A 15,062-nucleotide genomic window follows, 5' to 3' on the forward strand; every position below is an offset into this window, starting at 1 on the left:
AGGTACTCCCAATGGCCGTTAGCAAGGTTTCCGACGCCGATTTCGAAGCCGAAGTGCTCAAGGCGAACGGCCCCGTGGTCGTCGATTTCTGGGCCGAATGGTGCGGCCCCTGCCGCATGATCGCACCCGCTCTCGACGAGATCGCCGGCGCGATGGGCGACAAGGTCAAGATCGTGAAGCTCAATGTCGACGAGAGCCCGAAGACCGCCTCGAAGTATGGCGTGATGTCGATCCCGACCCTGATGATCTTCAAGGGCGGCGAGATGGCCTCGCGCCAGGTCGGCGCCGCGCCGAAGGCGAAGCTGCAGCAGTGGATCACCTCCGCGGTCTGATCCAGCTCGCGCAAGATTATTTTCGACAACGGCCGGCGAAAGCCGGCCGTTTGGCGTTGATGGGACGTGTTCAGCGTATGACGAGTCCCGCCCTTGCCTGCTCCTCCGCGAAAGCGCGACCGCAAGCCCACCTCTCTCGCCGCAATGGAGGCGCGGTCGGTCGACGCGATCCCGCGCGGCGGTGAATGGCAATATGAACCCAAGTGGGACGGCTTCCGCTGCCTGCTGGCGCGCAACGGCAGCGACGTCGACCTGCGCTCCAAATCCGGCGAAGACCTCGCGCGCTATTTCCCGGAAGTCGTCACTGCGGCCTTGGCGCTGAAGGCCGACCGCTTCACGCTCGACGGCGAAATCGTCGTGCCGCACGGCAAGAGCTTTTCCTTCGACGCGCTGCTGCAACGAATCCATCCGGCGGCCAGCCGCGTGAAGAAGCTCTCGGTGGAGACACCGGCGCTCTACCTCGTCTTCGATCTGCTCGCGACATCCGGACAGAAGGGCCTGGCTGAGAAGTCGCTGCGCGAGCGCCGGCCGGCGCTGGAAGCCTTCGCGAAAGCCAACCTCAAGAACAGCCTCTTCCGCCTCTCACCGGCGACGACGAGCTACGCCACAGCAAAAAAGTGGCTGGCGCAATCCGGCGGCGGCTCGGACGGCGTCATCGCCAAGCGCATCGACCTGCCCTACCAGGCGGGCAATCGCGACGGCATGCAGAAGATCAAGAAATTCCGCAGCGCCGATTGCGTGGTCGGCGGCTTCCGCTATGCCAGCAACAAGATCGCCGGCCGGAACGTCGTCGGCTCGCTGCTGCTCGGGCTCTACGACGATGACGGCCTGCTGCACCATGTCGGCTTCACCTCGGCGATCAAGGCGGATGAGAAGCCAGCGTTGACCGATCGGCTCGAAGCACTGATCGGTGAGCCCGGCTTCACCGGCAACGCGCCGGGCGGGCCGAGCCGCTGGTCGACCGAGCGCTCCGCAAAGTGGTGTCCGCTGAAGCCTAAGCTGGTGATCGAGGTCTGCTACGACCATTTCAGCGGCGAACGCTTCCGCCACGGCACCTCGATCCTGCGCTGGCGCCCGGACAAGGCGCCGCGTCAATGCACGTTCGAGCAGTTGAAGCAGAAGGCGGCCGATCCGATGAAGCTGTTGAAGTGATGCGGTCTCGTGCCCCGGACGCAGCGCGAAGCGCTGCAGAGCCGGGGCCCAGAACCACGAGCTGGGTCCCGGCTCTGCGGCTCATCGCTTGAGCGATGCGCCTTGTCCGGGACACGACATGTTCTAGCTGATCCACCCCGTTGCCAGCGCGTTGGCAAGCTCCGGCTGACCGTTGCGGCGCGCCAGCGCGGCCATGGCCTCGTGATCGTAGGCAACGTGGCGGAACGTCACCTGCCAGGCAGCCTCGACGCGTTCGAGGATCGCATAGCGCGCGTGCGGCGTGCCGGCCTCGACCACATGCGGGTACGGATGCTTGTCGCGATAGCCGGGGCTGCCGACGCTGCCGGGATTGACGATCAGCCGGCCGTCGCGCAGGCGCACCGCGCGTGCGAGATGGGTGTGGGCGCACAGGATCAGCGATTGCGTGATTCCTTGGGCGAGTTGCTCGATGTGGTCGAGCGCGGACAGCGCCACCGTGCCGTCGGGATGCACGCTGTCGAGCCAGTACACCTCGTCATTATCTGGCGTCGCGTGGCACAGGAACACCTGCTCACGGAAGACACGCGTCATCGGCTGCGCGCGCAGCCAGTCGAGGTGGGCGGCGTCGAGCTGTTCGTAGGCAGGACGATCCCACGAACCCATTTTCTCCGGCGGACGGTCGAGCAAATAACGGTCGTGATTGCCAAGCACGTGCACGGCGTCGAGCGGCATCAGGATCTCGATGGTGCGGCGCGCATCGAGCGGGCCACTCAGCATGTCGCCGAGATTGACGATGTCGGCAATACCGAGCGCGCGGATGTCGGCGAGTACGGCCTCCAGCGCGAAATAGTTTCCGTGGATGTCGGCAATCGCGGCGAAGCGCATGGCATTTCCTGTAGCCCGGATGGAGCGCAGCGTAATCCGGGACCTTCCTTGCTTGTGGCACGATCCCGGATTGCCTTCGCTCCATCCGGGCTACGGCAACCTCTATGCAGGCGGCGTGCCGTTGATTGCCAGCACGTGGCCGGCGAGATACAGCGAGCCGGTGATCAGGATCCGCGGCGGCAACTCGTAGGCGAGCTGCGCCAGCGCGCGCAGGGCCGCCTCGACGCCGGGGGCGGGCTCGACGCGCATGCCGAGGCTGCGTGCGGCATCGGCGAGACGGTCGACCGGCATCGCATTCTCCGTGTCGGGAATCGGCACTGCGATGATGTGGCGGGTGAGGCCGGCAAAATTGGCGAGAAAGCCTAGCGCATCCTTGTTGGCCATCATGCCGGCGATGATCACCAGCGGCCGTGACACGCGCTCCTCGAGATCGCCGAGCGCGGCCGCCGCCACGCGGCCGCCCTCGGCATTGTGGCCGCCGTCGAGCCAGATTTCCGAGCCCTGCGGACCCCAGGACAGCAACTCGCCCGAGGTGAGGCGCTGCATCCGCGCCGGCCAGTCGGCACCGACGATGCCGGCCTCGAACGCGGCGTGGTTGACCTTGATGGTCGGCAGCGCGCGCAGCGTCGCGATCGCGAGCCCTGCATTGGCGAATTGGTGGCGCCCGAACAGACGCGGCGCCGGCAGGTCCATCAAGCCGCGATCGTCGGAATAGACCAGGCGCCCGCGCTCGACACTGACGTGCCAGCTCTCGCCTGCGGCGAACAGCGGCGCATGCATGCGTCTCGCCTGCGCGTCGATCACGGCCATCGCTTCCGGCATCTGCTCGGCGCAAATCACGGGCACCCCGCGCTTGATGATCGCGGCCTTTTCGCCGGCAATCGACGCCAGCGTATCGCCGAGGAACTCCATGTGATCCATGCTGACGGGCGTGATCACAGAGGCCGCCGGCGCATCGACCACATTGGTCGAATCCAGCCGGCCGCCGAGGCCGACTTCGAGCAGCACGATGTCGGCCGGGTTCTGCGCGAACAGCAGGAAGGCAGCCGCCGTCTTCAGCTCGAACAATGTCGAGGCCTCGCCGGCATTGACGCGCTCGACCTCTTCCAACGCCGCGCGCAGCTCGTCGTCGCCAACGAGCACGCCGCCACTGAGGCGGCCGAGCCGGAAGCATTCGTTGATGCGGACGAGATAGGGCGAGGTGTAGGCGTGGACGCGAAGACCTGATGCCTCCAGCGTCGCGCGCAGATAAGCGAGCGTCGAGCCCTTGCCATTGGTGCCGGCGATGTGGATCACCGGCGGCAGCTTGCGTTCGGGGTGGCCGAGCCGTTCGAGCAGGCGGTGCATCCGCTCCAGCCCGAGATCGATGCGCTTCTGATGCAGAGCCGACAGCCGCCCGATCACTTCGTCGAGCGGCGTCTTTGCACTGTCAGGGGAGACGTTCACGCGTGCGGCGCTGCCGGCGCCGTCTCGGCGGCGGATACGATCTGCGCCGGGCTCGCCACCGGCTGCGCCGGCTTCGATGCACCTTCCTGCGCCGGCGCCTTGGTCAAGAGGCGGCAGAGCCGCGCCAGCGTCGGCCGCAGCTCGTGGCGATGCACGACCATGTCGACCATGCCGTGCTCCTTGAGGTACTCGGCGCGCTGGAAACCTTCAGGCAGCTTCTCGCGGATGGTCTGCTCGATCACGCGCGCGCCGGCAAAGCCGATCAGCGCGCCGGGCTCGGCGATCTGGACGTCGCCGAGCATCGCGTAGGACGCGGTGACGCCGCCGGTGGTGGGATTCGTCAGCACGACGATGTAGGGCAGCTTTGCCTCGCGCAGCATCTGCACCGCAACGGTGGTGCGCGGCATCTGCATCAGGGACAAAATGCCTTCCTGCATGCGGGCGCCGCCGCTGGCCGCGAACACGATGAACGGCGACTTCTTCTCGACCGCGAGCTCCATCCCGCGCACGATCGCCTCGCCCGCAGCCATGCCGAGCGAACCGCCCATGAAGTCAAAGTCCTGCACGGCGACGACGACGGCGGCGCCTTCGAGCTTGCCGTAGCCGACCTTGACAGCGTCGTTCAGATTGGTCCGCGCCCGCGCGTCCTTGACGCGGTCGACGTATTTCTTCTCATCACGGAACTTGAGCGGGTCAGGCGTGACCTCGGGCAGCGCCACGTCGAACCAGGTCTCGTTGTCGAAGATCGACTTGAGACGCGCCACCGCGCCCATGCGCATGTGGTAGTTCGAGCCGGGGATGACGAACTGGTTGGCCTCGACGTCCTTGTAGAACACGAGCTGTCCGGAATCCGGGCACTTGATCCACAGATTCTCCGGCGTCTCCCGCCGCAGCATGTTGCGGATCTTCGGCCGGACCACATTGGTAAGCCAGTTCATGGTTTGCTCCGATGTGCGATCCCGCTGGGAATCGCCTGAAGGATATATGGCGGCCGGACATCTGCCCGGCAAGCCGCCGTGTCGCCCGCGTTGAGCATGATCCGGAAAGTGTGAAGCGGTTTTCCGACCGGATCATGCTCAAATTAAAGAGCTACAGCGGAATTATGGCCTATTCCGCCGCCTGCTGCGCGCCCTTGACGCCCTGGGCCAGAGCGGCCGTCAATTCGGCGACTGCGTTAACGGTTTTGGCGGTCGCCCGTCCCTCGGCGTCGAGGCTGTTCTTGAGGGAGTCGACCAGCGCGGTGCCAACCACCGAACCATCGGCCCTCTCGGCAATGGCGCGCGCCGCCTCCGGCGTGCGGATGCCGAAACCGACACAGATCGGCAGCCTGGTATGCCGCTTGATGCGCGCGACAGCTTCGCCGACGGCATTGGCGTCCGCCGCCGCTGCACCGGTAATGCCGGCGATCGAGACGTAATAGACGAAGCCTGATGTGTTCGCGAGCACCGCAGGCAGGCGCTTGTCGTCGGTGGTCGGCGTCGCCAGGCGAATGAAGTTGAGCCCCGCCTTCAGCGCGGGAATGCAGAGCTCGTCGTCTTCCTCCGGTGGCAAATCGACGATGATCAGGCCGTCGACGCCTGATGTCTTGGCATCAGCCAAGAACTTGTCGACGCCGTAGATGTAGATCGGATTGTAATAGCCCATCAGCACCAGCGGCGTGACATTGTCGTCCTTGCGGAAGTCGCGCACCAGCTCCAGCGTCTTCTTCAAGGTCATGCCGATCTTGAGCGCACGCAGGCCTGCAGCCTGAATCGAGGGACCATCCGCCATCGGATCGGTGAAAGGAATGCCGAGTTCGATGACGTCGGCGCCGGACTTCGGCAGCGCCTTGACGATCGCGAGCGAGGTCGCGGGATCGGGATCGCCGGCCATCACGTAGGTAACGAAGGCCGCGCGGCCTTGGCTTTTCAGCTCGGCAAAACGGGTGTCGATACGCGTGGTCACTTCTTGCCCCTCAGGATGTCGCCGACCTGCGGGACGTCCTTGTCGCCGCGGCCGGAGAGATTGACGACCATCAGGTGGTCCCTCGGCCGCTTCGGCGCGAGCTCCATCACCTTGGCGATGGCATGCGCGGGCTCGAGCGCAGGAATGATGCCTTCGAGCTTTGACAGCAGCTGGAACGCGGCGAGCGCCTCGTCATCGGTCGCGGAGAGATAATTCACGCGGCCGACCTCGTGCAGCCAGGAATGCTCGGGGCCGATGCCGGGATAATCGAGACCGGCCGAGATCGAATGCGCGTCCTGGATCTGGCCGTCGGCATCCATCAAGAGATAGGTGCGGTTGCCGTGGAGAACGCCGGGACGGCCCCCCGCAATCGAGGCCGCATGCAGCTGCGTCAGGCCATGGCCGGCGGCTTCGACGCCGAAGATCTCGACGGAGGGATCATCGAGGAACGGATGGAACAGGCCCATCGCATTCGAGCCGCCGCCGATGCAGGCCACCAGCGAATCCGGCAGGCGCCCCTCGATCTCCTGCATCTGTGCCTTGGTCTCGTTGCCGATGATCGACTGGAAATCGCGCACCAAGGTCGGATAGGGATGCGGACCCGCCACCGTGCCGATGCAATAGAACGTGTTATGCACGTTGGTGACCCAGTCGCGCAGCGCCTCGTTCATGGCATCCTTCAGCGTGCGCGTGCCCGACTGCACCGGCATCACCTTGGCACCCAGCATCTCCATGCGGATGACGTTGGGCTGCTGCCGCTCGACGTCGACAGCGCCCATATAGACCACGCATTCGAGGCCAAAGCGCGCGCACAGCGTCGCGGTGGCAACGCCGTGCTGGCCCGCGCCGGTCTCGGCGATGATGCGCTTCTTGCCCATGCGCCGTGCCAGCATGATCTGGCCGAGCACGTTGTTCACCTTGTGCGAGCCGGTGTGGTTGAGCTCTTCACGCTTGAGGTAGATCTTGGCGCCGCCGAGATGTTCGGTCAGGCGCTCGGCGAAATAGAGCGGCGAGGGCCGGCCGACATAGTTCTTGAGATAGCCGTTCATCTCGGCCTGAAACGCCGGATCGGCCTTGGCCGCGGTGTAGGCCTTCTCCAGGTCGAGGATCAGCGGCATCAAGGTTTCGGCGACGAAGCGTCCGCCGAAAATGCCGAAATGGCCGCGATCGTCGGGGCCGCTGCGGTAGGAGTTTGGTTTGGCGATGTTCATCGTACGCTCAACTCTTGGGTGCCGCGCGCGGCGCGGATGAAGGCCTTGATCATGTCAGGATCCTTGACGCCGGGCGCGCTCTCGACGCCCGAGGACACGTCGACGCCGCCGGCGCGGGTGACGCGGAGTGCCTCGGCCAGATTGTCGGCGTGCAGCCCCCCCGAAACCATATAGGGCAGTTTCAGATCGAGCTTTTCGAGCAGGTGCCAGTCGAAGGGCTCCCCGAGACCGCCGGGCCGCGTCGCGTCCTTCGGCGCGCGCGCATCGAACAGGATGCGGTCGGCGACCGCGGCATAGCCGGGCAGCACCGCGAGATCGGCCGCTGTCGCGACCGGCACCGCCTTCATCACCGGGCGGCCGAAGCGTTGCTTGATGTCGCGCAGCCGCGCCACGCTCTCCCCGCCGTGGAGCTGGAAGATGTCCGGCGACAGCGCGTCCATGATGTTGTCGAGCGTCGCGTCATCGGCATCGACCGTGAGCGCCACCTTGAGCGCGCGCCGCTTGACCTGACGGCCGAGGTCACGGCCGAGCTCCAGGGACAGGTGCCGGGGCGACGGCGGGAAGAACACGAACCCGACCATGTCGGCGCCTGCCTCGAGCGCCGTTTCGAGCGTCTCGCGCGTGGACAGGCCACAGATCTTGACGAGCAGGGACATGGTCTCAAAGCGGGTAGAGGCCGCGGGGTCCGCGGCCGGAAAACGGGGCTTTTCGGTCGGGGCCGCTTCTACAACGTCGCGCGCTGCTTGTCTCGCCCGACGGGCCCGTACAGGCCCATCCCGGAGGGAACGGGAAGGCGCTGGGACTCCGCCTTCGCTGCCGTCGCCTGGGCCCGCAGATCGGCCAGTTCGGCCCTGACGGCCCGGGCCTCCGCGTCATTCCGGCGCGCCGCGCGCCGCCAGCGCCGCTGGCCGAACCAGACGGCGGAGCCGCCCGCGACAACGCCCAGGGCCGCCGCCAGGATCAGCAACAGGAACAGCGGCAGGGTGATCGACAGCGAGGGGTCGTCGGCAATGAAGGGGTCGAAGGAGACCGTGACGAAATGCCTGTTGGCGACGGCGAACGCCACCAGGATGAGGCCCAGCGGAAGTACGATCAGCGCGGTCAGGAACTTTCGCATCTGGCTTCGCTCGCCTTGAATCAAGCTTGCGGCCGCATCCTGTGCGACCGCGAAAAACCCCAAAGCGCGCTCACATCGCGCTTCAGTCTGCGCCGCCGGGATCCGGATGGTCGCGGTTCAGCCGCTCGCGCATCTCCTTGCCGGTCTTGAAGAACGGAACGCTCTTCTGATCGACGGGCACATGGGCGCCGGTGCGTGGATTGCGCCCTGCGCGCGCAGGGCGGTGCTTGACCGAGAAGGCACCGAAGCCGCGCAGCTCCACGCGATCACCGCGTGCAAGCGCCGCTACGATCTCTTCGAGAATCGCATTCACAATGTTCTCGACATCCCGCTGGTACAGATGCGGGTTGTGCTCGGCGATACGCTGAACAAGTTCGGATTTGATCATCGAGAGATAGGACCCGGGAGCGTGCGGATGACCATTTCCGTGAAAATACCGTGATCTGTCAAGACGCTAAATCAAGGATGGGCGTCGTGAAAATGCGTGACAAATGCCGAAAAAGCAGGCTTCACCAGCACGCGTCAGACGCGAAAAAGCTCTGGAACTCGCCTGCCGACGGTCAGTTGGACGCAGCTGGCTGCCACAAGGCCAGCATTCCATCCATTCCGAGCCGATCCACAGCCTGCGCGACGCCGGTTTGCCCGATCTGGTGCGCGATCGAGCCCAAACCGAGCGCTTCCAGCGTCAATGCGGCCGCGGTCTTCAGGAACGGCAGGTCGCCGAAGCGCGGCTGAAGCTTGTAATCGCGCACCGGTAGCCCCTTCTTGACGCCCTTCTGCTCGACCAGCCAGGTCACGGCCGTCTTCTCGTCGCCGATCTGGTCGATCAGCTTCAGATCAATCGCCTGGCGCCCGGTGAAGACACGGCCGTCGGCGACTTTTTCGAGCTGCGTGTCATCCATGCCACGCCGCTCCTTCACCATTCCCTTGAACCAGGCATAGGAATCCTTCACCAGCGCATCGAGCGCGGCGCGCGCCTCGGGACTGGTCGGCTCAAAACCGTTGGGCGCCGCCTTCAGCGGCGAGGACTTCACCTCCTCGACCTTGACGCCGATGGTCTTCATGAGTTCGGAGAGGTTGGGGTACTGGAACAGCACGCCGATGGAGCCGACCAGGGAGCTTTGCTGGGCGACGATGTGGTCGCTCGCAATCGCGGTGATGTAGCCCCCGGAGGCGGCCAGCCCCTCCACCACCACCACCAGCGGCTTTTTCGCCTTGAGACGGACCAGCGAGTCATAGAGCTGCTCGGAGCCGGCGGTGGTGCCGCCGGGCGAGTTGATGTGAACGATGACGGCGGCGGCCTGCGAATTCTCGAGCCGCTCCAGCGCCTGCGTGCGGTCGGAATCGCTGCGGATCAATCCCTCGATCTGGACGCGCGCGATCGAGCCGGCGGATGCGAGGGTGCCGCGTGCACCGGGCGTCGCAATCAGCGCGAAGCTTGCAATCGCCGCGATCGCGATCAGTGCCGCCGTCACCCGCCAGAACGTCAGCTTGCGGCGGATCCTGCGGCGATCGACGATGATGTCCGAATCCAGCGACATCGGAATATCTCCAAATGAAGGCGCGTTGTGCCGTCACGGCGTGACCATTGGCTTATCTCGATACATCAATTGCGGGCCAATTTGAAGAAAACAAGGCCTGGTGTGGGGCGAGCAAGTCGCCGCAGACTCAGTCGTCATCCCCGCCTAGTGCGCGCAATTGCGCACGGGGGCGGGGATCCATAACCTCAAGGAGGAGTCGTCGAGGCGAGCTGGCAACTCCGAGTCTTCGTCAAACTCCTCCCTGGGGTTATGGGTCCCGGATCGGCGCTCCGCCTCGCGTCGCTTGTCCGGGACGACAGCGGAGTTCGTGGAGACAGCAACAAAAAAGCCCCGGCTCGCGCCGGGGCCTTGATGCAGCAAAACTTGCGTTTCGCTTACTTGCTGTCGCGGTTCTTCAGCGCGGTGCCGAGGATGTCGCCCAGCGTCGCACCCGAATCCGAGGAGCCGTACTGCGCGATGGCTTCCTTCTCTTCGGCGACTTCGAGCGCCTTGATCGACACCTGGACCTTGCGGGCCTTCTTGTCGAACTGGATCACGCGGGCATCGACCTTCTCGCCGACGGCGAAGCGTTCGGCGCGCTGGTCGTTGCGGTCACGGGCGAGCTCGGAGCGTTTGATGAAGGTGGTGAAGTCGGTACCGGCGATCTTCACCTCGATACCGCTTTCCTTCACTTCGAGCACTTCGCAGGTCACGACCGCACCCTTCTTGACATCGCCCGGCTCGGCGAAGGGGTCGCCTTCGAGCTGCTTGATGCCGAGCGAGATGCGCTCCTTCTCGACGTCCACATCGAGCACCACGGCCTTCACCATGTCGCCCTTCTTGTAGTTGTCGATCACCTGCTCGCCCGGAAGCTTCCAGTCGAGATCGGAGAGGTGGACCATGCCGTCGACGTCGCCCTCGAGGCCCAGGAACAGGCCGAACTCGGTCTTGTTCTTGACCTCGCCCTCGACCACCGAACCGGTCGGGTGCTTCTCGACGAAGACCTCCCAGGGGTTGCGCATGGTCTGCTTGAGGCCGAGCGAGATGCGGCGCTTGACGGAATCCACTTCCAGCACCTGCACGTCGACTTCCTGCGAGGTCGACACGATCTTGCCGGGGTGCATGTTCTTCTTGGTCCACGACATCTCGGAGACGTGGATCAGGCCTTCGATGCCCGGCTCGAGCTCGACGAACGCACCGTAGTCGGTGATGTTGGTGACGCGGCCGGTGAAGCGGGCACCCAGCGGGTACTTGGCTTCGATGCCCTGCCACGGATCGTCCAGCAGCTGCTTCATGCCCAGCGAGATGCGGTGCGTCTCGTGGTTGATCTTGATGATCTTGACCTTCACGGTCTGGCCGATCGAGAGCACCTCGGTCGGGTGGTTGACGCGGCGCCACGCGATGTCGGTGACGTGCAGGAGGCCGTCGATGCCGCCGAGGTCAACGAACGCACCGTAATCGGTGATGTTCTTGACCACGCCGTCGATGACCTGACCCTCTTCGAGGTTCTGCACCAGCTCCTGGCGCTGCTCGGCCCGGGTCTCTTCGAGCACCGTGCGGCGGGACACGACGATGTTGCCGCGGCGGCGGTCCATCTTCAGGATCTGGAACGGCTGCGAGTTGTTCATCAGCGGCGCAACGTCGCGGATCGGACGGATGTCGACCTGCGAGCGCGGCAGGAAGGCCACGGCACCGTCGAGGTCGACGGTGAAGCCGCCCTTGACCTGGTTGAAGATGACGCCGTTGACCTTCTCGTTGTTCTGGAACGCCTTCTCCAGCTTGCCCCAGCTCTCTTCGCGTCGCGCCTTGTCGCGCGACAGCACGGCTTCGCCGAGGGCGTTTTCGATGCGATCGAGGAACACTTCCACCTCGTCGCCGACCTTGAGGTCGCTCTCACGGCCGGGGCCGGAAAATTCGCGCAGCGCGACGCGGCCCTCGGTCTTCAGGCCGACGTCGATGACGGCCATGTCCTTTTCAATTGCAACCACCTTGCCCTTGACGACGGAGCTTTCCTGCAGGTTGCCGCCTGCAAAGGACTCGTCGAGCATCGCGGCGAAATCATCGCGCGACGGGCTATAGGTATCAGCAGAAGTCGAAGCCATTTGTTCTCCAGTTGCGGATGTCTTGCCGGCCGTTGGGTTCATGGGCGCATCGCGCGCGCAGTGTCGGAAGGTCCGCAAGACCTTCGAGCGACCGCTCGTTGCCCCGATCTAGCGACCAGAACAGCGGAAGCGGGCCGGCTGAGGCCCGCGCGTTCGATACGTTGAAAGCTTGTCCGGAACCTGGATCGCGCCGGTCCCGAAACCGGGACGAAGCGTATCGACCTCAAAGAGCGGGAGCGGGCACTTCCTCCAATGACGGCGGCGGCTTAACCCCGCGACCGGCCCGCTCGGACAGCCTCGATAATGTCGATGGCGGCCCGGACGCCGCCTTCTATATCCAGTTGGGAGTTATCTAGCAAGTAAGCATCCGGGGCCGGTTTCAAAGGCGCAATCGACCGATTCTTGTCACGTTCGTCACGCTGGAGGATGTCGGCGAGCACGGCCGCCTCGTCCGCCTCCTCGCCCCGCGCTTTGGCCTCCATGGTGCGGCGCCGCGCGCGGACCCTGGGGTCGGCGACCACGAAGATCTTCACGTCGGCATGGGGACAGATCACGGTTCCAATATCCCGGCCGTCGAGCACGGCGCCGGGCGGATCGGCCGCGAACTGGCGCTGGAAATTGACCAGAACCTCGCGAACCCGAGGGATTGCCGAGACGATCGAGGCACCCTCGCCGGCCTTCTGGGTCTTCAGCGCAGGATTGCCGAACTTTTCGGGATCGAGCTCCAGCGCGGCCTGCACCGCAGCCGCCTCGTCGTTGAGATCGTGCCCCGACTGCATCAGGGCATAGGCGACCGCGCGATAGATCACGCCGGTATCGAGATGACGATAGCCGTAATGGTGGGCGAGACGCTTGCCGAGCGTCCCCTTGCCCGAAGCCGCGGGCCCGTCGATGGCGATGATCATGAGAACTCGGCCCCTAGCGAACGCATCATCGGAATGAAATCCGGAAAGCTGGTGGCGATGAAGGCGGTGTCGTCGACGGTCACGGGCTGATCGGAGGCGCAGCCCATCACCAGCGCGGACATCGCGATGCGATGGTCCATATGGGTGGCGACAGTGCCGCCGCCCGGGACGTGGCCGCGACCCTCCACGATCAGATCGTCGCCGGAGACCTCGACCTTGACGCCGTTGACGCGCAGCATGGCGGCCGTGGCTTCAAGCCGGTCGGATTCCTTGACACGCAGCTCCTGCAGGCCGCGCATGATCGTGGTGCCTTCGGCGAACGACGCCGCCACCGCCAGCACCAGATATTCGTCGATCATCGACGGCGCGCGCTCGGGCGGCACCTCGACGCCGCGCAGCTTCGACGCCCGCACGCGCAAGCGCGCCATCGGCTCGCCGGCATCGCCGCGCACTTCGCTCTCCTCGATGGAGGCGCCCATTTCGCGCAGCGTGGTGAACAGCCCGGTGCGCAGCGGATTGGTCATGACGTCGGACAGCACGACATCGGAGCCCTCCGCGATCAGCGCCGCGACGATCGGGAAGGCGGCCGAAGAGGGATCGGCGGGCACCACGACATTGGCGCCATGCAGCTCGGGCTGGCCCACCAGCGTGATGCGGCGGCCGTGCCGGCCTTCCTGGACCGAGGTGATGTCGGCGCCGAAATGCTTCAGCATTAGCTCGGTGTGGTCGCGGCTGGCCTCGGTCTCGATGACCGTGGTGGTGCCGGGAGCGGCGAGGCCCGCCAGCAGCACGGCGGATTTGATCTGGGCCGAGGCGACAGGGGTCTTGTAGACGATCGGCAGGGGGTCGCGCGCGCCCTGGAGGGTCAGCGGCAGGCGCCCGCCCTCGCCGCCGGCGGTGACCCTGGCTCCCATCTTTTCCAGGGGATCGAGGATCCGGCGCATCGGACGACTGCGCAGCGAGGCGTCGCCGTCGAACACCGCCGAAATCGGGCAGCCGGCGACGGCGCCCATGACCAGCCGGCAGCCGGTGCCGGAATTGCCGAAATCCAGTGCTGCCTTGGGCTGGGCGAAGCCTCCGACCCCGACGCCGTTGACAGTCCAGGCGAAATCGCCGGTGCGCTCGACCCTGGTGCCCAGCGCCTGCATCGATTTGGCGGTGTTGAGGACGTCCTCGCCCTCGAGCAGGCCCGAAATCCTGGTCTCGCCGACCGCGAGCGCGCCCAGGATCAGGGCGCGGTGGGAGATCGACTTGTCGCCGGGCACCCGTACTTTCCCGGTCAGGGGACCGCTGGCGCGAGACTGGAGCGGCCTCGGTTGGTCGGAATGGGTCAAGATTGTGTCCTTGAATAGGCCCGGTGGGCTGGCGCGCAGGTACCACATGGTCCGCGCCCCGTCACGGGCATGTCGTTCTCCCGTAATGCGCTATTGACAGCGGGCCGCCAACTAGCCAAGTGAAGCACCGCTTTTCAGACATTCCCAGGATTCCTGCCGTGGCCAAGTCCGAACTCGGAACCAAACGTATTTGCCCGACCACGGGCAAGAAGTTCTATGACCTCAACAAGAATCCGGTGATCTCGCCCTATACCGGCGAAGTGGTGCCGATCGCCCCGGTCGCTCCTGCCCGCGGCCCCCGTGCCGCCGAGGCCCGCAACATGGCCCAGGACAACGCGCCGGAGCCGGCGGAGGCCGAGGAGTTGGTCTCGCTCGAGGAGGCCGATGCCGAGGAGAACACCGGCAAGGTCAAGGCGGTCGTGCCCGAATCGGAGGACGATATCGAGGTCGACGAGACCCTCGACGACGATGATGACGACGATTCGACCTTCATTGCCGACGAGGAAGAGGGCGATGAGGACGTGACCGACATCATTGGTGATGTCGGCGGTGATGAAGAGACTTGAGATCAGCCCTGATCTGTGAAAAAGGGTGCACCGCGCGAGTCGCCTAGAGCGCTCGCCGGCCGGGACGGGTCCCCCAGGATCCTCCCATCTGGACTAAGGGGCCATAGCTCAGCTGGGAGAGCGCTTGCATGGCATGCAAGAGGTCGGCGGTTCGATCCCGCCTGGCTCCACCAGCCTTCGCTGGCTTCGCCAGCTTCGGCTCGGCAAGCCAGCTCCGCTCCCTCGTGGCGAAGCTAGCGAAGGCTGCCGCGGCGTAGCCCGAAGGGCGAAGCCGGGCTTCAGCAAAACAAGGGCGGGTGTAAACTCTCTTCGACAACCGGGGGGAGTGCGATGAAGTACGTCTACATCTTGGAGAGCCTCGATTCCCTCCATTTCTACGTCGGGATCACCGACGACCTCCGCGCCCGACTGACAAAGCACAATGCTGGCGAGGTGCCCCACACTTCGAAATACGGACCTTGGCGGCTCAAGACTTACGTCGCATTCAGCGACGAGAAGCAGGCCGTCGCATTCGAAAAGTACTTGAAGTCGGCATCAGGCCGCGCCTTCGCCAAGAAGCGGCTTTAGCC

General features: G+C 65.2%; 16 protein-coding genes and 1 tRNA gene. 5 read left to right on the forward strand and 12 right to left on the reverse strand.

The features are described 5' to 3' along the window. Positions 1-11: 11 nt before the first annotated feature. Together trxA and ABIA40_RS30065 are read left to right on the forward strand one after the other, a co-directional pair. Positions 12-332, forward strand: coding sequence for a thioredoxin (gene trxA / locus ABIA40_RS30060; protein WP_008540017.1), 321 nt, complete (start codon positions 12-14; stop codon positions 330-332). A 144-nt stretch (positions 333-476) separates the two neighbouring features. Further along, on the forward strand, positions 477-1,484 hold the full coding sequence (locus ABIA40_RS30065) for an ATP-dependent DNA ligase (protein WP_404546401.1): 1,008 nt from the start codon (positions 477-479) through the stop codon (positions 1,482-1,484). A gap of 123 nt (positions 1,485-1,607) precedes the next feature. Here the strand turns inward: ABIA40_RS30065 and ABIA40_RS30070 are convergent, their stop codons facing one another. The 12 genes from ABIA40_RS30070 to aroA form a co-directional block, all read right to left on the reverse strand. Further along, positions 1,608-2,348 carry a metallophosphoesterase family protein gene (locus ABIA40_RS30070; protein WP_404544846.1) on the reverse strand — a complete coding sequence of 247 codons (741 nt, stop codon included), beginning with the start codon at positions 2,346-2,348 and terminating at the stop codon, positions 1,608-1,610. A 102-nt stretch (positions 2,349-2,450) separates the two neighbouring features. Beyond that, positions 2,451-3,794, reverse strand: coding sequence for a bifunctional folylpolyglutamate synthase/dihydrofolate synthase (locus ABIA40_RS30075; protein WP_404544848.1), 1,344 nt, complete (start codon positions 3,792-3,794; stop codon positions 2,451-2,453). After that, positions 3,791-4,732: an acetyl-CoA carboxylase, carboxyltransferase subunit beta gene (gene accD, locus ABIA40_RS30080; RefSeq protein WP_157285988.1), complete on the reverse strand. Its 942-nt coding sequence runs from the start codon at positions 4,730-4,732 to the stop codon at positions 3,791-3,793. Before accD ends, ABIA40_RS30075 begins: the two co-directional genes overlap by 4 nt. Positions 4,733-4,901: 169 nt before the next feature. After that, entirely contained in the window at positions 4,902-5,738 is an 837-nt protein-coding gene (gene trpA, locus ABIA40_RS30085) for a tryptophan synthase subunit alpha (protein WP_404544851.1), read from the reverse strand. Further along, on the reverse strand, positions 5,735-6,949 hold the full coding sequence (gene trpB, locus ABIA40_RS30090) for a tryptophan synthase subunit beta (RefSeq protein ID WP_157285989.1): 1,215 nt from the start codon (positions 6,947-6,949) through the stop codon (positions 5,735-5,737). The genes trpA and trpB overlap by 4 nt, the downstream gene beginning before the upstream one ends. After that, a complete protein-coding gene (locus ABIA40_RS30095) occupies positions 6,946-7,605 on the reverse strand; it encodes a phosphoribosylanthranilate isomerase (protein ID WP_275500484.1) in 660 nt (219 codons plus the stop codon). The genes trpB and ABIA40_RS30095 overlap by 4 nt, the downstream gene beginning before the upstream one ends. Positions 7,606-7,673: 68 nt before the next feature. Continuing rightward, entirely contained in the window at positions 7,674-8,066 is a 393-nt protein-coding gene (locus tag ABIA40_RS30100; RefSeq protein WP_157285991.1) for a lipopolysaccharide assembly protein LapA domain-containing protein, read from the reverse strand. Positions 8,067-8,148: 82 nt separating this feature from the next. Then, a complete protein-coding gene (locus ABIA40_RS30105) occupies positions 8,149-8,454 on the reverse strand; it encodes an integration host factor subunit beta (protein ID WP_124162406.1) in 306 nt (101 codons plus the stop codon). Between the two features lie 172 nt (positions 8,455-8,626). Continuing rightward, the gene (sppA, locus tag ABIA40_RS30110; protein WP_157285992.1) at positions 8,627-9,607 is read right to left on the reverse strand and encodes a signal peptide peptidase SppA; all 981 of its coding nucleotides are present in this window, start codon (positions 9,605-9,607) and stop codon (positions 8,627-8,629) included. Positions 9,608-9,981: 374 nt separating this feature from the next. Next, the gene (gene rpsA, locus ABIA40_RS30115; protein WP_036009120.1) at positions 9,982-11,688 is read right to left on the reverse strand and encodes a 30S ribosomal protein S1; all 1,707 of its coding nucleotides are present in this window, start codon (positions 11,686-11,688) and stop codon (positions 9,982-9,984) included. A 266-nt stretch (positions 11,689-11,954) separates the two neighbouring features. Further along, positions 11,955-12,593, reverse strand: coding sequence for a (d)CMP kinase (gene cmk, locus ABIA40_RS30120; RefSeq protein ID WP_271543432.1), 639 nt, complete (start codon positions 12,591-12,593; stop codon positions 11,955-11,957). Next, positions 12,590-13,927 (reverse strand): 3-phosphoshikimate 1-carboxyvinyltransferase, encoded by a 1,338-nt coding sequence (gene aroA, locus ABIA40_RS30125; protein ID WP_404544856.1) that lies wholly within the window; start codon positions 13,925-13,927, stop codon positions 12,590-12,592. The genes cmk and aroA overlap by 4 nt, the downstream gene beginning before the upstream one ends. A gap of 158 nt (positions 13,928-14,085) precedes the next feature. Here aroA and ABIA40_RS30130 point away from each other — a divergent pair, with 158 nt between their 5' ends. From ABIA40_RS30130 to ABIA40_RS30140, 3 genes are all read left to right on the forward strand, one after another. Next, positions 14,086-14,493 (forward strand): TIGR02300 family protein, encoded by a 408-nt coding sequence (locus ABIA40_RS30130; protein WP_036024433.1) that lies wholly within the window; start codon positions 14,086-14,088, stop codon positions 14,491-14,493. Positions 14,494-14,590: 97 nt separating this feature from the next. Then, positions 14,591-14,666: transfer RNA gene (locus ABIA40_RS30135), tRNA-Ala, on the forward strand. Positions 14,667-14,823: 157 nt separating this feature from the next. Further along, positions 14,824-15,060, forward strand: a complete 237-nt coding sequence (locus ABIA40_RS30140) for a GIY-YIG nuclease family protein (protein ID WP_271543430.1) — start codon at positions 14,824-14,826, stop codon at positions 15,058-15,060. The last annotated feature ends 2 nt before the right edge of the window (positions 15,061-15,062 follow it).

The sequence above is a fragment of the Bradyrhizobium sp. USDA 223 genome, assembly GCF_044909005.1.
Taxonomy (GTDB): domain Bacteria; phylum Pseudomonadota; class Alphaproteobacteria; order Rhizobiales; family Xanthobacteraceae; genus Bradyrhizobium; species Bradyrhizobium yuanmingense.